Origin of the sequence: Devosia faecipullorum (assembly GCF_015158295.1) — a bacterium.
Taxonomy (GTDB): Bacteria; Pseudomonadota; Alphaproteobacteria; order Rhizobiales; family Devosiaceae; genus Devosia; species Devosia faecipullorum.
In genome coordinates, this window is sequence record NZ_JACDXV010000002.1 from 448,280 (window position 1) to 467,500 (window position 19,221).

At 62.7% G+C, this 19,221-nt stretch carries 15 protein-coding genes (1 of these 15 running past the window's edge); 11 read left to right on the top strand and 4 right to left on the bottom strand.

Annotation, left to right across the window (positions count from 1 at the left end; all coding sequences use genetic code 11):
• Positions 1-6: 6 nt before the first annotated feature.
• The 4 genes from H0482_RS07895 to H0482_RS07910 all read left to right on the top strand — a co-directional run bounded on the left by H0482_RS07895 (position 7) and on the right by H0482_RS07910 (position 2,415).
• Positions 7-813: a ComF family protein gene (locus H0482_RS07895; RefSeq protein ID WP_230989505.1), complete on the top strand. Its 807-nt coding sequence runs from the start codon at positions 7-9 to the stop codon at positions 811-813.
• A gap of 29 nt (positions 814-842) precedes the next feature.
• Positions 843-1,097: a glutaredoxin 3 gene (gene grxC, locus H0482_RS07900; RefSeq protein ID WP_193729495.1), complete on the top strand. Its 255-nt coding sequence runs from the start codon at positions 843-845 to the stop codon at positions 1,095-1,097.
• A 4-nt stretch (positions 1,098-1,101) separates the two neighbouring features.
• Positions 1,102-1,929: a carbon-nitrogen hydrolase family protein gene (locus H0482_RS07905; RefSeq protein WP_193729760.1), complete on the top strand. Its 828-nt coding sequence runs from the start codon at positions 1,102-1,104 to the stop codon at positions 1,927-1,929.
• A gap of 63 nt (positions 1,930-1,992) precedes the next feature.
• Positions 1,993-2,415, top strand: coding sequence for a DUF1178 family protein (locus H0482_RS07910; RefSeq protein WP_193729496.1), 423 nt, complete (start codon positions 1,993-1,995; stop codon positions 2,413-2,415).
• A 234-nt stretch (positions 2,416-2,649) separates the two neighbouring features.
• Here H0482_RS07910 and ilvD read toward each other — a convergent pair whose 3' ends face one another.
• The 3 genes from ilvD to H0482_RS07925 form a co-directional block, all read right to left on the bottom strand.
• A complete protein-coding gene (gene ilvD / locus H0482_RS07915; RefSeq protein ID WP_193729497.1) occupies positions 2,650-4,503 on the bottom strand; it encodes a dihydroxy-acid dehydratase in 1,854 nt (617 codons plus the stop codon).
• 217 nt (positions 4,504-4,720) lie between these two features.
• Complete coding sequence (gene ubiG / locus H0482_RS07920) at positions 4,721-5,461, bottom strand: bifunctional 2-polyprenyl-6-hydroxyphenol methylase/3-demethylubiquinol 3-O-methyltransferase UbiG (protein ID WP_193729498.1); 741 nt, start codon at positions 5,459-5,461, stop codon at positions 4,721-4,723.
• A 68-nt stretch (positions 5,462-5,529) separates the two neighbouring features.
• On the bottom strand, positions 5,530-6,783 hold the full coding sequence (locus H0482_RS07925; RefSeq protein ID WP_193729499.1) for a hypothetical protein: 1,254 nt from the start codon (positions 6,781-6,783) through the stop codon (positions 5,530-5,532).
• 163 nt (positions 6,784-6,946) lie between these two features.
• Between H0482_RS07925 and H0482_RS07930 the strand changes: the two genes are divergently transcribed.
• From H0482_RS07930 to H0482_RS07960, 7 genes are all read left to right on the top strand, one after another.
• The gene (locus tag H0482_RS07930) at positions 6,947-8,212 is read left to right on the top strand and encodes an aspartate kinase (protein ID WP_193729500.1); all 1,266 of its coding nucleotides are present in this window, start codon (positions 6,947-6,949) and stop codon (positions 8,210-8,212) included.
• A gap of 70 nt (positions 8,213-8,282) precedes the next feature.
• Positions 8,283-10,550, top strand: coding sequence for a phosphoenolpyruvate--protein phosphotransferase (gene ptsP, locus H0482_RS07935; RefSeq protein WP_193729501.1), 2,268 nt, complete (start codon positions 8,283-8,285; stop codon positions 10,548-10,550).
• Between the two features lie 95 nt (positions 10,551-10,645).
• Positions 10,646-11,722 carry a peptide chain release factor 1 gene (gene prfA / locus H0482_RS07940; protein WP_193729502.1) on the top strand — a complete coding sequence of 359 codons (1,077 nt, stop codon included), beginning with the start codon at positions 10,646-10,648 and terminating at the stop codon, positions 11,720-11,722.
• 14 nt (positions 11,723-11,736) lie between these two features.
• Entirely contained in the window at positions 11,737-12,597 is an 861-nt protein-coding gene (prmC, locus tag H0482_RS07945; protein WP_330998248.1) for a peptide chain release factor N(5)-glutamine methyltransferase, read from the top strand.
• Positions 12,598-12,928: 331 nt separating this feature from the next.
• Positions 12,929-13,537 carry a DUF4167 domain-containing protein gene (locus H0482_RS07950; RefSeq protein WP_193729504.1) on the top strand — a complete coding sequence of 203 codons (609 nt, stop codon included), beginning with the start codon at positions 12,929-12,931 and terminating at the stop codon, positions 13,535-13,537.
• Between the two features lie 756 nt (positions 13,538-14,293).
• Entirely contained in the window at positions 14,294-16,891 is a 2,598-nt protein-coding gene (gene clpB / locus H0482_RS07955; protein ID WP_193729505.1) for an ATP-dependent chaperone ClpB, read from the top strand.
• Positions 16,892-17,016: 125 nt separating this feature from the next.
• The gene (locus H0482_RS07960; RefSeq protein ID WP_193729506.1) at positions 17,017-17,358 is read left to right on the top strand and encodes a VOC family protein; all 342 of its coding nucleotides are present in this window, start codon (positions 17,017-17,019) and stop codon (positions 17,356-17,358) included.
• Positions 17,359-17,364: 6 nt separating this feature from the next.
• Here the strand turns inward: H0482_RS07960 and H0482_RS07965 are convergent, their stop codons facing one another.
• Positions 17,365-19,221: the 3' portion of a M23 family metallopeptidase gene (locus H0482_RS07965; protein ID WP_193729507.1), read on the bottom strand. 105 nt of this gene lie beyond the right edge of the window; only the last 1,857 of its 1,962 coding nucleotides appear in the window; its start codon lies beyond the right edge, outside the window — the gene reads right to left on this strand; the stop codon is at positions 17,365-17,367.

Here is a 19,221-nt window from a genome sequence, read left to right on the forward strand (position 1 = left end):
GGCAATATGGCTCTTATGGAGAGCGGAGACGGCGAAGTCAAAGATCTCATGGTCGGGGTGCTGCTCGGGCGGGCGCTGGCGCGCCTGGGCGGGCTGGTGCTCGATCAGGTCTATCCGCCCACCTGCATTGCCTGCGCCGCCCCGCTCACTGCCGGTGATAGTGTTTGTGCGACGTGCTTTTCCAGCCTGCGCCCGATCAGTGCCCCATTCTGCCCAGTTCTGGGATTGCCGTTCGAAAGCGATCCGGGGCAGGGCGCGCTATCCGCCGAAGCGCTGGCCGATCCGCCGCCTTTCGAACGGGCGCGAGCCGCAATGGTCTATGGTGCGGTTGCCAGTGCGCTGATTAGCCGGTTCAAATATGGCGACCGGATCGAACTGGCCCGGTTCCTCGCGCGGCCGATGGCTGCGGCGGGCAGCGAATTCTGGGCAGAGCGGCCGCTATTGGTTCCGGTGCCTTTGCATCGCGGGCGCCTGCTCTTCCGCCGCTTCAATCAATCCGTATTGCTGGCCCAGGAAGTGGCGGCTTTGACCGGGTTGAGTATCGATGCGCATCTGGTGCGGCGGCACCGTCAGACGAGGCAGCAGGTAGGTCTTTCCGAAAAAGGTCGTCTGCGCAATGTGCAGGGGGCGTTCTCGTTGCATCCGCAGGCGCTGGAGCGGCTAGAGGGTCGCCCGGTCGTGGTGGTGGACGATGTCTATACGACCGGAGCGACGGTCAAGGCGATGGCGCGGGTGCTGAAGCGCGGTGGCGCCGGGCGTGTTGATGTGCTGACCTTCGCCCGCGTTGTCTTTGGTGGTGAACTGCCCATATAAGGGGACGTTTGTTCACCGGAAGTGTCGGTATGGCCAAGGTCGAAATCTATACTACCCCCACCTGCCCCTATTGCCACGCGGCCAAGGCGCTGCTGGCCGACAAGGGCGTGGATTTTCAGGAAATCACCGTGCTCGATCCGGCCCTGCGCGAGGCGATGACCACGCGGGCGCATGGCCGGCGCACCGTTCCGCAAATCTTTGTCGATGATGTTCACGTGGGCGGCTATGACGACCTCGCGGCCCTGGATCGCCGGGGCGGCCTCGATCCGCTATTGGCGCAATAGAGTGATGCGGGTCGCTGCTATCCAGATGCGTTCGGGGCTCGACCCCGAAGCCAATCTCGCTGCCTTGGACATTTTTCTGGCCGAAGCGGCAGGGCAAGGCGCCGCCTATGCGCTGACGCCGGAAGTCACCATGATCTTTCCGGAAAACCGTGCGCAATTGCGCTCGGTCGCCGCGCCCTTCGAGGGGCATGAGCAATTGGCGAGGACCGGCGAACTGGCCCGCCGGCACAAGATGTTTGTCCATATCGGCTCGTTGCCGGTGCCGCTCGAGGATGGCCGCTTCGCCAATCGCTCGGTGCTGTTCGGGCCGGACGGCGCGCAAGTGGCCATTTACGACAAGATCCATCTTTTCGATGCCGATATTGCCGGGCTCAATGCCTATCGGGAAAGCGCCACCTATAAGTCCGGCGACAGGGCGGTGATCGCCCCTGTCGGGGAATTCACCCTGGGTTTCTCAATCTGCTACGACATGCGCTTTCCCAAGCTTTACAATGCTCTGGCCAAAGCTGGGGCCAGCCTGATGGCGGTGCCGGCGGCTTTTACAGTGCCGACCGGACAAGCGCATTGGCATGTTCTGCTGCGCGCTCGGGCCATTGAAACCGGTTCCTATGTCATCGCGGCGGCGCAGGGCGGCGAGCATGCCAATGGACGCGCCACCTATGGCCATTCGCTGATCGTGGATCCCTGGGGCAAGGTGATTGCCGAACTTGATCATGACGAGCCCAGTGTCCTCATGGCCGATATCGATCCGGCCGCCGTTATCGAGGCAAGGCAGCGGGTGCCGGCCTTGGCCAATGGGCGTGACTTTACCGCGCCGCGTTTGCACGGCTGAGCCGGCTGCCTATATGGTTCGGATAGAAAGCCGGTCCGGTTCCGGCGTGAAACGACAAGATTGATGATCCAATATTCGCTTCAATGTGCGCAGGGGCATCGCTTCGATGCCTGGTTCAAGAACGCCGCAGCCTACGACGAACAGCAGGCGCGCGGCATCGTCACCTGTGCGCAATGTGGGGATGGTCATGTCGAAAAGGCGCCGATGGCGCCCAATGTTGCCCGTACAGACACGGCGCGCCTGCCGCTGGCGGCGGGCCAGCCCGATGCGGCGAAATTCCGGGACATGCTGCGGCAATACCGCAAGGCGGTGATGCAGAAGGCCGATTATGTCGGCGACCGTTTCGCCGAAGAGGCGCGGAAAATCCATTTCGAGGAAGCTGATCCGCGCGGCATTTATGGCGAGGCCAGCCGCGACGAAGTGGCCGGCCTGATCGAAGACGGCGTCAGTTTTCTGCCCCTGCCCGATCTGGGTGAGGACAATTAAGGCACCGTGACGGGACAATGTTCTGGCGATAGCAGGCCAGCGATCGGCACGGACGTCTCCTTGATTTCGAGATTTTTGGAGATTGGGTCGGCCCGATAGGGAGGGTGGAATCCCCGCTATCGAGCCTGACCAATCCAGCAAGCCTTGGCAGGCCGCTGGATGGCTGGGTTTGCTCTACATGCCGCCGCGCCGCTTGTCACGCGAATGTCGCGGCGCGGGAAGAAATGTCTGGCCTCAATCCATCAGCTTGTTGATGGCTTCGGTGTCGCGGACCGCGCCCTTGGCGGCCGAGGTGACGAAAGCGGCATAGGCCTTGAGTGCCGTCGTGACCTTGCGCTTGCGCTTCTGGGCCGGCTTCCAGCCGAGCTTGTCCTGCTCGGCGCGGCGTGCCGCCAGTTCGGCATCATTGACCAGAACATTGACGGTGCGGTTGGGGATGTCGATTTCGATGATGTCGCCTTCGCGCACCAGCCCGATGGCGCCGCCTTCGGCCGCTTCGGGCGAAGCATGGCCGATGGAGAGCCCCGAGGTGCCGCCGGAGAAGCGGCCATCGGTCAGCAGGGCGCAGGATTTGCCGAGGCCCTTCGACTTGAGATAGCTGGTGGGGTAAAGCATTTCCTGCATGCCGGGGCCGCCGCGCGGGCCTTCATAGCGGATGACGACCACGTCGCCGGGCTTGATCTCGTTGGAAAGGATCGCCTTGACCGTCGCGTCCTGGCTCTCGAAAACGCGGGCCGGGCCGGTGAATTTCAGGATCGATTCATCCACACCCGCGGTTTTGACGATACAGCCCTCGAGCGCGATATTGCCCTTGAGCACGGCGAGGCCGCCATCCTTGGAGAAGGGGTTTTCCGCCGAGCGGATGACGCCATTATTGCGGTCGAGGTCCAACTCGGCCCAGCGATTGGACTGGGAAAAGGCCTCGGTGGTGCGAACGCCACCGGGCGCGGCCATGTAGAATTGGCGCACGCTGTCCGAATTGGTCCGCGAAATATCCCACTTGTCGAGCGCATCGCCCATCGTGGGGGCGTGGATGGTCGGCTCGTTGCGGTTGATCAAATTAGCGCGGTCGAGCTGGCCCAGAATGGCCATGATGCCGCCAGCGCGGTGCACGTCTTCCATATGCACGTCATTCTTGGCCGGCGCGACCTTGGAAAGCACCGGAACGCGGCGCGACAGAGCGTCGATGTCGTCCATGGTGAAGTCGACCTCACCCTCATGGGCGGCGGCAAGAATGTGCAGCACGGTATTGGTCGAGCCGCCCATGGAGATGTCGAGCGCCATGGCATTTTCGAACGCGGCCTTGGTGGCGATGGAGCGCGGCAGCGCGGTTTCGTCATCCTGCTCGTAATAGCGGCGGGCCAGATCGACGATCAGGTGGCCGGCCTCCTGGAACAGCCGTTTGCGGTCCGAATGGGTGGCAAGGGTTGAGCCGTTGCCGGGCAGGCTGAGGCCCAGCGCCTCGGTGAGGCAATTCATGGAATTGGCGGTGAACATGCCCGAGCATGAGCCACAGGTGGGGCAGGCATTCTGCTCGACCAGTTCGACTTCCGCATCGCTATAGTGATCGTCGGCGGCCATCACCATGGCATCGACCAGATCGAGCGCCTGCAATTGGCCCTTGACCATGGCCTTGCCCGCTTCCATCGGACCGCCCGAGACGAAAACCACGGGGATATTGAGCCGCATGGCGGCGTTGAGCATGCCGGGGGTGATCTTGTCGCAATTGGAGATGCAGACCATGGCGTCGGCGCAATGGGCGTTGACCATATATTCGACAGAGTCCGCGATGATATCGCGGCTGGGCAGGGAATAGAGCATGCCGTCATGGCCCATGGCGATGCCGTCATCCACCGCTATGGTGTTGAATTCCTTGGCGACGCCGCCTGCCTTTTCGATCTCGCGGGCGACCAATTGGCCAAGGTCTTTCAAATGCACGTGACCGGGAACGAACTGGGTGAAGGAATTGACCACGGCGATGATCGGCTTGCCGAAATCATCGTCCTTCATGCCGGTGGCGCGCCAGAGCCCGCGGGCGCCGGCCATGTTGCGGCCATGGGTGGTGGTGCGGGAACGATAGGCGGGCATGGTTGATCCTCGGAATGGGTCCGGTGGGGCCGGATTTGGTCTTTGATCCTGTTTAGACCCATTCCTGCCCAGCGGCAAGAAATTTCCGTACCGTAACGTACGGTACGGCTATCTTGACGTGCATGGCGGCGAACGGGCGGCAGCACTTACAAAGCAGAATCGGCTTGCGTCCGGCGTAGCTTGTCCGCGTCGCAAACCAGCGCCTGTCATGCCCAGGTCAGGCGCGCGCTCTTTCGGCCAAAACCATGTAGTTGATCGCCATGTCCGCGGAGAGCCGCCATTCGTCGGCCAGCGGATGGAAGACCACGCCGGATTGATCGATTATCTTGAGGCCATTGCGCTTCAATTGCGCGCCGATCTCTTCGGGTGTGAGGAATTTGTTCCAGTCATGGGTGCCGCGGGGCAGCCAGCGCAGCACATATTCGGCGCCGATCACCGCCAGGGCCCAGGAGCGTGCCGTGCGGTTGAGCGTGGCGGTGAACATCAGTCCGCCCGGAGCAACCAGATCGGCGCAGCTTTTCATATAGAAGTGCACGTCATCGACATGTTCCACCACCTCCATGTTGAGCACCACGTCGAAGCGCTCGCCCGCTGCGGCCAATGCCTCGCTGGTGGTGACGCGATAATCGATGTCGAGGCCCGATTGTTCGGCATGGATGCGGGCTATGGCGATATTGCGCTCGGCGGCGTCGATGCCGATGAGCCTGGCCCCCAGCCGGGTCAGCGGTTCGCAAAGCAGCCCGCCGCCGCAGCCGACATCGAGGATGGTAAGACCTTCGAAGGGCCGGATGGAATTGGTATCCCGCACGAAATGGCGGATCAAGTGGTCGCGGATATAGCTCAGCCGCACCGGGTTGAACTTATGCAAGGGCTTGAACTTGCCCTTGGGATCCCACCATTCCTCCGCCATGGCGGTGAACTTGGCGATCTCAGCGTCGTTGACGGTGGTGGCGGTCATGGCGGGCTCCATTTGTCGCCCATATGACCCGGAGGGCATGGCTGGAGCAAGGCGCGCCATGTCGCAATCTATTGCGCTTCCGCAGCCTTGAGCGCCTGCCAGCGGTAAAGGGCGTAAGTATAGCCGGTATGGGTGCGCAAGTCCTCCGGATCGGCATGGACCGTGTCGAGGGCGCTGGAAATGTAGAAGCGGAAGGGCTGGTCGGGCGATCCCTTGAGAATGGCTTCCATAGCTTCGGGGGGCAGGCCGAAGCAGGGGGCACCGAGGCAAGGTTCATCGAGGCGCTGGGCCCGGAACGGGATGGCGTCGCCCCACCATTGCTGGCTGCGCATATAGGCGTAATCGCTCTTTTGTGCCGGGGGCAGCGGCTTGGGATTGATCAGCAGCGTCACCGAACCATCGGCCAGGAGGACTGGGGCATCTTCTCCCCAGGTCAGGATGCGCATCTGCCTGTCCTGGGTGGCGGCGAAGACGAGATAGACCTCGCCGGTTTGCTCATAGAGCTCGTAGCGGGCGGGCGTGCCTAGAAGATCATAGACGCGGGCGCCGCTGGCATCGGCCAGGGTGGTGAAGAACGCCGATTCGTCCGCTGGCGAGCGCTCCATGCGGGCCCGGTAGCCGGCAGCCTCCGCTTTCATGTCGAAGAGTATGCTGTCGAGTGTCCCCGCCATGCCACTGATCAGGGACTGGACGTAGAAGTCGTCGCCGCCGATGCCGTAGGCCTCCAACTCCTCTTCATACATGTCGCCGAAGTCGAAGAGGCCAAAGGCGAGTGCGCTTTCGGCGTCCTCGCTGCGCGCATCATCCACCTTGGCCTGGGCGAAGCGTTGGGCCTGTGCGAGAAAGGCTGGCCAGTGCTCGCCGTAGAGCGGGGCGATCATGGCTTCATAGGCATGGCCAGCCTGTTTCCGTTCGTCGCTCAGACCCTTGTCCTCGAAGGCGATCATGATGTCGGAATAGAGCCGGTAGGCGATCTGGTCGCGCAGCGCCAGGATATGGGGCGCGGCGGCCTGCTGGTCGGCGCAGTTGATGCCGGCGGCGACGGCCTTGCCCATATCGGCCAGTTTATTGAAGGCGGCCAGATACTGCTCCGCATCGATCTTGCCAGCGTCATAGGCACTAGAAAACCAGAGGGGCCGAAGCAGGTCGGTCTCGATGCCGCCGGCTTCGAGAGCCTCGAAATAACGCAGGAAATGGCACTTGTTATCGATGGCGCGCGCCGTCTGGTAGGTGACGAATGCTTGTTCCTCGGCGTCCTGGGCCAGGGTTGAACCATGCCCGAAGGCGAAAAAGGCAAGGGCAAGCAAGATCTGGCGCAGCATGAATGTCCTCCCGGGTTTCCCGACAATGGAACCAACGAGCCATGCAGTCACCCCGCGAATGCGGGTGTGGCCTTGATGCCCATTGATTGCGCCCCGCCTTTGTGGCATTTCCCCCGCCATATGCAGCGTACCGCCGGGTTCGGCGGATCAGCGGGGAAGCCAAGTGGCCCGTATCGTCGTCAAATTCGGTGGCACATCCGTCGCCAATGTCGAGCGCATCCGCAATGCCGCGCGCCATATCAAGCGCGAGGTCGAGGCGGGCAATGAGGTCGCCGTCGTGGTTTCGGCAATGAGCGGCAAGACCAATGAATTGGTGGGCTGGGTCAACGACGCCTCAAAATTCCACGATGCGCGTGAATATGACGCCGTGGTCGCTTCGGGCGAGCAGGTGACGGCCGGCCTCATGGCTATCGTGCTCAGCGAGATGGGTATCCAGTCACGTTCCTATTCCGGCTGGCAGGTGCCGATCCGCACCGACGATTCCCACGGCGCTGCGCGCATTGCTGAGATCGACCCGACCGAACTCGATGAACGGCTGAAAAATGGCTGGGTGCCGGTGATCACCGGTTTCCAGGGCATTTCTCCGCACAATCGCGTCACCACGCTGGGCCGAGGCGGTTCGGACACGTCGGCGGTAGCGGTGGCGGCGGCGGTCAAAGCCGATCGTTGCGACATTTATACCGATGTGGACGGCGTCTATACGACCGATCCGCGCATCGTGCCCAAGGCGCAGCGGATGACCAAGATTTCCTTCGAGGAAATGCTGGAAATGGCCTCGCTCGGCGCCAAGGTGCTGATGATCCGTGCCGTCGAGATGGCGATGGCGCATAAGGTGCGCCTGACCGTGCGATCCAGCTTCGACGATCCGGACGCTCCCCAGATTGCCCCCGATGGCACGCCCGGCGCCCCGGGCACACTTGTTTGCGATGAGGATGAGATCATGGAAAAGCAGATCGTTTCGGGCGTGACGCTCGCCAAGGCCGAGGCCAAGATCACGCTGCGCAAGGTCAAGGACAATCCCGGCGTCGCCGCCGCCATTTTCGGCACCCTGGCCGACAAAGGCATCATTGTGGACATGATCGTGCAGAACATTGCCGATGATGGCGCCACGACCGACATCACCTTCACCGTGCCGGACAGCGAATATGACAAGGCGGTCAAGGCGTTGGAGGATAATGGCGGGCGCTTTGAATATGCCCGGCTGTCGGGCTCCAAGGGCGGCGCCAAGGTGTCGGTGGTGGGCGTGGGCATGCGCAGCCATGCCGGTGTTGCCTCCTCGATGTTCAAGGCTCTTGCCGACAAGGGCATCAATATCCAGCTGATCACCACTTCAGAAATCAAGACCTCGGTATTGATCGATGAAGAATATGCCGAGCTTGCGGTTCGGGCTCTGCACACCTATTACGGTTTGGACAGACAGGACGGCTGATCCCGCTGGAGGGAAACTGGGCCGCGTCCTGATATGAGGGGGGCGGCTTGCGGGTTGCCTTAAAGAGGCGATGGTCACGACCATAGGCGGCCCAAGGGTGCTGCTGCGGCAATTGCGTGAGGTGATGGCGGAGCCGCTGGCTTCGCAGGCGCGGCTCGACAAGATTGTCGACCTCATCGCCGAAAACATGCGGGCCGATGTCTGCTCCTTCTATGTGCTGCGCGACGACGGCGCACTCGAACTTTTCGCCACCCATGGCCTCAAGGCCGAATCGGTTCACCTGACGACGTTGCGACTGGGCGAAGGCTTGGTCGGGCTCATTGCCGCCGAGGCGGAGCCGTTGAGTCTGGATGACGCGCCCAGCCATCCGGCCTTTGCCTATCGGCCGGAAACGGGCGAAGAAAAATACAATTCCTTCCTGGGCGTGCCGGTGCTGCGAGCCGGGCAGACACTGGGCGTTCTGGTCGTGCAGAATGCCGACCATCGCCATTACGGCGAAGACGAAGCCGAGGCCATGCTGACCACGGCCACAATTCTGGCCGAGATGGTTGCCACCAGCGACTTCGTCAATCTCATCCGGCCGGGGTCGGAGATCGACCTCAGGCGGTCTCGCATGTTCAATGGCGTCAGCTTCACCGATGGCATAGCGCTGGGAAAAGTGGTGCTCCACGACCCGCGGGTCGTGGTGACCAATTTCATCGCAGAAGATACGGATGCGGAAAAGCTGCGTCTGGATGCGGCGCTCGAAACCATGCGGGTTTCCATCGACGCCATGCTCGACCATGGCGATATGCAGCCCTCCTCCGATCATCGGGAAATCCTTGAAACCTATCGCATGTTCGCCAATGACCGGGGCTGGGTGAACCGGCTGACGGAGGCGATCGGCAATGGTCTCTCGGCGGAAGCGGCAGTCGAGCGCGTGCAGAACGACACGCGGGCCCGCATGCTGCGCCAGACCGATCCCTATATCCGCGACCGGCTGCACGATCTCGACGACCTGGCCAATCGGCTGTTGCGCGTTCTGACCAATAGCAATCAGCCGGCACAGCGCGACCTGCCGGATAATGCCATTCTGGTGGCCCGCAATATGGGGCCGGCCGAATTGCTCGAATACGACCGCACCAAGCTGCGCGGCGTGGTGCTGGAGGAAGGCGGGGCGACGGCCCATGTGGCCATCGTCGCCCGTTCGCTGGGCGTGGTCGCCGTCGGGCAGGCGCAATCGATCGTCTCCATGTGCGAGAGCGGCGACGACATCATCATCGACGGCAGCGCCGGCCAGGTGCATCTGCGCCCGACCCGGGAGGTCGAGCAGACCTATATCGACAAGGTCCGCATTTCGGCGCGGCGCCGTGCGCATTACGCCGCGCTCAAGAACCGGCCGAGCGTTACCCGGGATGGCGTCGAGATCACGCTGTTGCACAATTCGGGTCTGGTCGCCGACCTGCCCATGCTCGACGATACCGGCGCGACAGGGGTGGGCCTGTTCCGCACCGAATTGCAATTCATGATCGCCAGCCGCCTGCCGCGTCTCAAGGAGCAGGCCGAACTCTATGCCGAGGCGCTGGCGATTGCCGGCGACAGGCCGATCGTCTTCCGCCTGCTCGACATTGGCGGCGACAAGGTCTTGCCCTATCTGCGGTCCACGGCGGAGGAAAATCCGGCCATGGGCTATCGCTCCATCCGGCTCGGGCTGGATCGGCCGGGCCTGTTGCGCACGCAGATCAGGGCGTTGCTGCAGGCCGCCAATGGCCGGCCGCTGCGGATATTGGTGCCGATGGTCACCGAGACCTTCGAGTTCAGGCAGACCAAACAGGTTATCGTCAAGGAAATCGAACGGCTCAAGCGCGCCGGGCACAAGGCGCCGGAAAAGCTAGAAATCGGCGCCATGATCGAAGTGCCCTCGCTGTTGTTTGAGCTTGACCAGATCATGCCCGAGGCCGATTTCGTTTCTATCGGCTCCAATGACCTGGTGCAGTTCCTGACCGCCGCCGACCGCGCCAATCCGCGGGTTTCCAAGGCCTATGACCCCATTGCGCTGCCCCGTCTGCGCGCCATCCGCCTCGTCGTCGATGCGGCGGCGCGCCACGGCAAGCCGGTGACCATGTGTGGTGAACTGGCCGGCAAGCCGATCGAAGCCCTCGCCTTGATGGCCATCGGCATGACCCGGCTTAGCATGGGACCGGCCTCGATCGGACCGATCAAGGAAATGATCCTCAACCTGGAATTGAAGCCGGTTCAGGCGGCGGTGGCGGAGGCCCTCGGCGCCGGCGCCAATGGCCATACGATCCGCACCCTGCTCACCGAATGGGTGGAGCGACAGAACCTGCCCATCGGATAAAGCGCCATTGCGCGCTTGATGTTGGGCAGTGCTGGCTTTACATCCGCGCTTGTCGTCCCGGCTCGCTGCCGGGATCCAGCCTGAAAGACCAGCCTATGCCCAGCCTGCCCCAGGACAAGCTCGACGCTCTCGAAACGCGCTTTCAATATATCGAGGCGGCGCTATCGGGTGGGGCCAGCCCGGACGAATTCGCCAAGCTTTCCAAGGAACATTCCGATCTCAGCGATATTGTCGCGGAGATCGGCGCCTATAAGAAAGCCCTGAAAGACCGGGCCGAAGCCGAAGCGCTGCTGAAAGGCGGCGACAGGGAAATGGCGGAAATGGCCGAGGCCGAGATCGAGGAACTCGACGAAACCATCGAGAGGCTGGCCCAGTCGATCCGCATCCTGCTGCTGCCCAAGGACGAGGCGGACGAAAAATCCATCATCCTGGAAATCCGCGGCGGTACGGGTGGCGACGAGGCGGCGCTGTTCGCGGGCGACCTGTTCCGCATGTATGAACGCTATGCGGCGCTGCGGGGCTGGAAGGTCAGCCTGATGGAAGAAAGTCCCGGCGAAATGGGGGGCTTTAAGGAAGTCATCGCCAATATCTCGGGCAAGGGCGTCTATGCGCGGATGAAATACGAATCCGGCGTGCATCGCGTGCAGCGGGTTCCGGCGACCGAAGGCTCGGGCCGCATCCACACGTCGGCGGCGACGGTGGCGGTGCTGCCCGAGGTCGAAGACATTGATATTGAAATCAGAAATGAAGATATTCGCATCGATACGATGCGCGCTTCCGGTGCCGGCGGACAGCACGTCAACACCACCGATTCGGCGGTGCGGATCACCCATATTCCAACCGGGCTGGTGGTGACTTCGGCGATGAAAAGCCAGCATCAGAACCGGGCCCAGGCGATGATTGTCTTGCGGTCCCGGCTTTATGAATTGCAGCGGGAGGAGCGGGATAGCGCCCGCTCGGCCGAGCGCAAGGGTCAGGTGGGATCAGGGGATCGGTCCGAGCGTATCCGTACCTATAATTTCCCGCAAGGACGGGTGACCGATCACCGGATAAACCTCACTTTATACAAGCTGGACAAGGTGATAGCGGGCGAAGCGCTGGATGAATTGATCGAGGCGCTGATCACCGAGAACCAGGCGGCCCAGCTTGCGGCCATGGAGCAGAGCAACTGAGCGAGGAGCCCACCATCGGCGCTTTATGGCGCGGCTGGCGCGATGTGCTGGCGCGGATCGGCTTCGAAACTGCCGCTTTGGACGCAAAAATCCTCACCGCTCACGCTTTAAGTGTCGATTTTCTGGCGCTTTCCATCCGTGAAAACGAATTGGTTGACACATTGCTAACATCTCGCGTCGCTGCGCTGATCCAGCGACGGATGAGCGGGGAATCGGTGGCGCGGATCGTCGGCGAGAAGGAATTTTACGGTCTGGCCTTCGGCCTCAATGGCGCGACATTGGAGCCGCGACCGGATACCGAATTGCTGGTCGATCTGGCGATAAAGGATTTGCCAGGGGGAGGGCGCTTCCTCGATCTGGGCACCGGCACCGGCTGCATCCCCATCGCCATCCTCGCCAATCGGCCCGATGCCACCGCCTTGGCCAGCGACCTCAATCCAGACGCCCTCGCCATGGCGCAGCGTAATGGCGAACGCCACGGGGTCTTGTGGCGGCTGGACTTTGCTCAGGGCGACTGGTTTGCGGCGCTGGGGACGCGGGAAGAACGTTTCGACCTCATCGTCTCCAATCCGCCCTATATCGCCAGCGCGGTGATCGAGACGCTGAGCCCCGAGGTCAGAAGCTTCGATCCGTGGCTGGCGCTCGATGGCGGGGCGGACGGGATCGCGCCCTATCGGATCATCGCTGCCGAATCGGGACGTTTCCTCAAGCCCGGCGGGCAGGTGCTGGTGGAGATCGGCTTCGATCAGGGCGAGGCGGTAGCGGCCCTGTTCGCCGCGCATGGATTTGACCAGATCCGCGTTCACAGAGACCTCAACGGCCTTGACCGGGTGATCCAAGCGCACCAGATAGGAGCGGCAAATACGGTAAGCTGACCCTGATCTGCACTTTGTGCTGGTCAAAACCTGTCGAACCGGATATTTTGTTTTTGCTGTCAATGGCGCTTCATGAGCGCCGCGGCGATCACACCCGATCTAATATGCAAAGGCTGCCAAGGGCAGCGCGGCTCCAACGGGCCGGAGCGAGTTGGAGACGGGACGGATGTTCCGAAGGTCGCCGCCGATGGCAATCGGTCTTCATGAAGCCAGTGCAAGTCCCCTTATGGTGCGCATTTTCCACCAATGGGGTCAGGGGCAAGATCGGGCATGTTCCCCGGCGCGCGCCATTTATATGACGCTTAACTTCCAGAGTTAGACAAAGCGACCTATGAGACCTAACCAGAACAAGAACCGGCAGCGTGGCCGGAACGGCGGACGCAAACATGTCAATCCGCTGTCGCGCAATTATGAAAGCACCGGACCGGACGTGAAGGTGCGCGGCAATGCCGCCCATGTCGCCGAAAAATATCTGCAATTGGCCCGCGACGCCCAATCGTCCGGCGATTCGGTGATGGCGGAGAATTATCTCCAGCACGCCGAGCATTATTTCCGCATCGTCTCCTCCGCCCAGCAGGCCATGAATGGCCCGCGTGACGGACAGGGTAGCGACGACAGCGATTTCGACGATGACGTCTCCGACGTCAATTCTCGCTTCGCTTCGCCCCAGCCGGTGCAGCCTGTCCATCAGCCGGTCGCGACCAGCGAAGGCGAGCCGGATGCCGGTGAAGCCCCGATTGTGCAGGCCCTGCCCGCCGAAGACGGCGAAGCCGCGCCGGTCGAGGCCAGCGAAGACGAACAGCCGGCCCGGAAGCCGCGCGAGCGCCGTCCCCGCCGCCGCCGCCCCGTGGCGGGTGAAGCCGGAAGCGACCCGGCCAATGCCCCGCAGCCGGACGTGCCGGAACTGCCGGCCTTCCTCACCGGCAATGCCGCCGAATAGGGGAACAGAATTTCGAGATGGACACTGCCGGGCCCTTGTGCCCGGCAGTTTTTTTATGGCCGCCCTTGGGCGGGCGGAGGGAGATGGATTGCCCGGACGAGCCGGGCAATGACGATGGGGGGAGGCTGGTGGGTGAGGGGATTGGTGGGGTTGGGGAGGAGGCGATTGTCAGACCGAGGGCGTTGGAGCCTGGGTCGGCTCTCTCCGCGCCGTCACCACCCGGCTTGTCCGGATGGTCCATGGGAGCCGCGATGTATGGGTGATTTGGATTGCCCGGACGAGCCGGGCAATGACGATGGGGAGATGAAGGGGGTGAAGAGAAGAGAGAGGCAAGAGAGAGTTTCGGGAAAATCTGAATGCTCTGCTGTCTCTGGGCCGCTGCCATCGTTCCAGGAGCGGGTGAATAGAGAAGGGCCGTGAGGCGGAGATAATGATTTCCGAGCGCCGGCCGTTGTTTTGTGCTGCCGGCGCTGCTGACCATCAAGCCGCAAGGAATTTTCTCTTACCGCTACGATCCTTTGTCTGCGCATCGGATCATCCGAAAATCGCAAATACACTTTTTGATCCGATGTGTTGACGCCATTGGCCGGCGCGCGCGTGTCGGCTTTTCTTCTTTGCCGCCCCTTTTGTTCCGCGCCCGAGCGCCTACATGATCGGGCAAGGGAATGGGCCATAGCGGACATTCCAAAAACGACGCTTCCGTCGTCAGACCGGTGCCTTGATGGGCCGGCTGGCGGGCGAGTTCAGGAGAGTTGCATGAATATCGAGAAATATACCGAGCGGGCGCGCGGCTTCATCCAGAGTGCGCAGACTTATGCGCTGGGGCAGGGCCATCAGCAGTTTTCGCCCATCCACCTGCTCAAGGTGCTGCTCGACGACGAGGAGGGCATGGCCAATGGCCTGATCCAGCGCGCCGGGGGCGATCCCAAGGCGGCGCGGGCGGGCGTGGAAGCGGCGCTCAACAAGATTCCCAAGGTCAGCGGCGATGCCGGCCAGCTTTATCTCGGGCGCGAACTGGCCAAGGTGTTCGACACCGCCGAGCAGGCGGCGCAGAAGGCCGGCGACAGTTTCGTGACGGTCGAGCGGCTGCTCCTGGCCCTCTCAATCGAAAAGGACAATGACGCGGGCAGGATCTTGTCCTCGTCCGGGGTCACGGCGCAGGGGCTCAACAGCGCCATCGAAGCGATCCGCAAGGGCCGCACCGCCGATTCGGCCTCGGCGGAAAACGCCTATGACGCACTCAAGAAATATGCCCGCGACCTGACCCAGGACGTGCGCGAAGGCCGGCTCGACCCGGTGATCGGGCGCGATGAGGAAATCCGCCGCACCATTCAGGTGCTGAGCCGCCGCACCAAGAACAATCCGGTGCTGATCGGTGAACCCGGCGTCGGCAAGACCGCCATTGCCGAGGGGCTGGCCATCCGCATCGTCAATGGCGACGTGCCCGAAAGCCTCAAGAACAAGAGCCTGCTGGCGCTCGATATGGGCGCGCTGATCGCCGGCGCGAAATATCGCGGTGAATTCGAGGAGCGGCTGAAGGCCGTGCTCAACGAGGTGACGGCGGCCGAAGGGCAGATCATCCTCTTCATCGACGAAATGCATACCCTGGTGGGCGCGGGCAAGAGCGAGGGCGCCATGGATGCGTCCAATCTGCTCAAGCCCGCTTTGGCGCGGGGTGAATTGCATTGCGTGGGCGCGACGACGCTGGACGAATATAGAAAGCATGTGGAGAAAGACCCCGCTCTCGCCAGGCGCTTCCAGCCGGTTTTCGTATCCGAGCCCAATGTCGAGGATACGATCTCGATCCTGCGCGGCCTCAAGGAAAAATATGAGCTGCACCACGGCATCCGCATCGCCGATGCGGCGCTGGTGAGCGCGGCGACGCTGTCGAACCGCTATATCACCGACCGCTTCCTGCCCGACAAGGCCATCGACCTCATGGACGAGGCGGCGGCGCGCCTACGCATGGCGGTCGATTCCAAGCCCGAGGCGCTGGACGAACTGGACCGGCGCATCATGCAACTCAAGATCGAGCGCGAGGCGCTGAAGAAGGAAGACGACGAAGGCTCCAAGACAAGGTTGGGCCGGCTGGAGCAGGAATTGTCGGGCCTCGAGGAGCAGGCGCAGGTGCTTTCGGCCAAATGGCTGGCGGAAAAGGAGCGATTGCAGGGCTCGACCAAGCTCAAGGAAGAACTGGACGCCGCGCGCAGCCAGCTCGAAATCGCGCAGCGCCAGGGCGATCTCGCCAAGGCGGGCGAGCTGGCCTATGGCGTCATTCCCGATCTCGAAAAGCGGCTCGGCGCTGCCGATGCCGGCAATGGAGAGGGCAAGCCCGACCCGGTCATGGCACGGGAAATCGTCGAGCCGAGCGATATCGCCCAGGTGGTGAGCCGCTGGACCGGCATTCCGGTGGACCGGATGATGGAAGGTGAGCGCGAAAAGCTGCTGCATATGGAATCCTCGCTGGGCGCGCGCGTCATCGGCCAAGAAGAGGCAGTGCGGGCGGTGGCCAAGGCGGTGCGTCGCTCGCGGGCCGGGTTGCAGGATCCCAACAGGCCCATCGGCTCGTTCATGTTCCTCGGCCCCACTGGCGTCGGCAAGACCGAATTGACCAAGGCGCTGGCACAATTCCTCTTCGATGACGAGACTGCCATGGTGCGGCTCGACATGAGCGAATTCATGGAAAAGCATTCCGTGGCCCGCCTGATCGGCGCGCCTCCGGGCTATGTCGGCTATGACGAAGGCGGAGTGCTGACCGAGGCGGTGCGCCGAAGGCCCTATCAGGTGATCCTGTTCGACGAGATCGAAAAGGCCCATCCGGACGTGTTCAACGTGCTGCTCCAGGTGCTCGACGATGGCCGGCTGACCGATGGACAGGGCCGGACGGTGGATTTCCGCAACAGCGTCATCATCCTCACCTCCAATATCGGGGCCGAATATCTGGTCGAGCTCAAGGATGGCGAGCCGGTCGATCTGGCCCGCGGCAAGGTGCTGGACATGGTCAAGGCCACGTTCCGCCCCGAATTCCTCAACCGGATCGACGAAATTCTGCTGTTCCACCGGCTCGGGCGCGAGCATATGGGGGAAATCGTCGATATCCAGTTCGGCCGGCTCGAAAACCTGCTCAAGGATCGCGATATCGGCCTCGAGCTGACCCCGGCGGCCCGCGACTGGTTGGCCAATGAGGGCTACGACCCCGCCTATGGCGCGCGGCCGCTCAAGCGGGTGATCCAGCGCGAAGTGCAGGACGAACTGGCCGAGCAGATCCTGTCGGGCGCGGTCAGCGACGGCTCGCTGGTGGTGGTGGACGCCGATGCCGATGGCATCACGCTCCTTCCGGGCAGGGGCGCCTAAGTCATCGCGCCTTTATCGGCCGGGAAATGAACGAGGGGCCGGTCGCTGGACCGGCCCCTTTTTTTGGCCTTGCCAAGGGAGATTGTCTGATTTAGAACAAACAAAGAACATTAACGGAGGCCGGCATGGCGGATCGTCTCGATTATATCGAATTTCCTTCCAGTGACCGGGCAGGGACCAATGGGTTTTTCCGCGCGGCGTTTGGCTGGACCATGATCTCCTATGGTCCCGATTACGACGCCATCGGCGAGGCGGGGATCGATGGCGGTATCGACCAGAGCGCCGAGCGGGTGGCGGCGACCATGGCGGTGGTGCAGACCGATGATCTGGATGCGGCGGAAGCGCGGGTGAAGGCTGCGGGCGGCGTCATTACCCGCGAACAGTTCGACTTTCCCGGCGGGCGGCGCTTTCATTGCCGCGAGCCGGGCGGCAATGAACTGGCGGTCTATGTGGCGCGACCCGAATAGGGCGGCTCAATCGGCCAGGGCGACGCTGACCGGGGCGGGCTCGCGGGCCATAAGCTCGTTGATCTGGGCAATGGTGCGGTCGAATTCGGCACGATATTGCGGCGCCAGCACATTGTCCTTGGGCAGCTTGACGCTGAGCGGATCGACCAGATTGCCGTTGATCAGGATTTCATAATGCAGGTGCGGCCCGGTCGATTGGCCGGTCGAGCCGACATAGCCGATCAATTGGCCCTGACGCACCTGGCTGCCGACGCCCAGGCCATCGACGAAACGCGACAGGTGCCCATAGGCGGTTTCATAGCCGTTGACGTGCTGGATCTCGATCTTGTTGCCGTAGCCGGACTGCCATTTGTAATAGGAAATGACCCCGTCGCCGCCGGCATAGATGGGGGTGCCGGTCGGCGCGGCCAGATCGACGCCGGTATGCAGGCGCCTGGTCTTGAAAATGGGATGGATGCGATAGCCGAAGCGCGAACGCAGCGTGCCCCCGCCTTCGAGCGGACGGCGGTTGAGGAAGCGCTTGCCGGTCTCGCCATCGGGATCGAAGAAATCCACCGAGCCATCCGGCGCGGTAAAGCGGTAGAACTGCTTTCTGGCACCGCCCAGGGTCAGCCCGACATAAAGCAGTTCAGCGGCGGTTTCTGGCGTTTCGCCGGTTTCGAGAATTTCGATCGTATCGCCGGCGGCGATGCGCTTGGTCATGTCCAGATCATAGGCGAACATGGCGATGATGCGCTCGATGGTTTCGTCATCGAGATCGTGCTTGCGCCCGGTTTCCCAGATGGAGCGATAAATGCTCGGCAGATTGCCGACATTGATCTGCTCGACGTCTTCCTGCGGGAAATCCACCCAATCCGGCTGCAGGCCGACCACATACTGGCCATTGTCGGAGAGGGCCACGGTGGCGATATGGCGGTCGCCCTCCGCATCTTCGGGCCGGTAGATCGACATGCGATAGGGCACGAGGCTGCTGGCGCCGCTGGACAGCGGCCCATAAAGAATACGCAGCCTTATGCCTTCGGGCAGGCCGCCAGCGGGAATCAGATTGGCGAGGCTCCCCTCGACCAGCGCCACCTGGGCGCGGGTGAAACCATTGCGCACCAGAGTATCGGCCAGCGGCCCCAATTCACGCACGGTGAGGAAACGCTCGGCGCGACCCGGCCCTTCCTGCATGGCGGTCGTCGTCTTGGGCACCATGGTGACGTTTTCGGCAATGCCGGCGGGCGCGCCAGCCGGTCCGTCGGCGAGATCGCCAAGGCTGGGCGCGAGCGAGGCATAGGCCATGGCCGGGCCAAGGCCGTCGCCGAAGCCAGGAAAATCGGCATTGGCACGCACGAATTCGGCTGCGCCCTGATCGGAGATGACCCGCGAAGGCTCGAAATCGAACGGCAGCGCGGCCTGGCTGACGGCCACTTCGCCATCCACATCGGTGCCATAGACATCGGTGGCCACATCGAGCAGCGCCGGCTTGAGCGGCTGGGTCTTGTTGAGAATGGCCACCGGATCATAGGCGGGCACGTCGGCGGAAAGGGTGGTGGCGGTGGTCGCCAGCGTCGCCGAGATGCGCACAAAGGGCTGGTTGCGGATGATTTCGCGCCCATCCACATTCTGGCGGATGGCGGCTTCGATGATCTCGAGATCCGAGCGCGTCGCCGCAACGGGACGCAGGCGTGAGGATTTCGAGGTCAGATCGGTGACGAAGGGCTGGTCGATACGGGGCGCGGCCAGCTTGAGCGCCGCATAGGCGGTGGAAAACGTGTCCTGACCCTCAAAGGAGACATAGAGCGCCGCGCCCATCAACAGGACGCTGGTCAGGCCGGTCATCACCGTGCCGCTCAACCAGGCAAAGCTCAACTCGCGGCC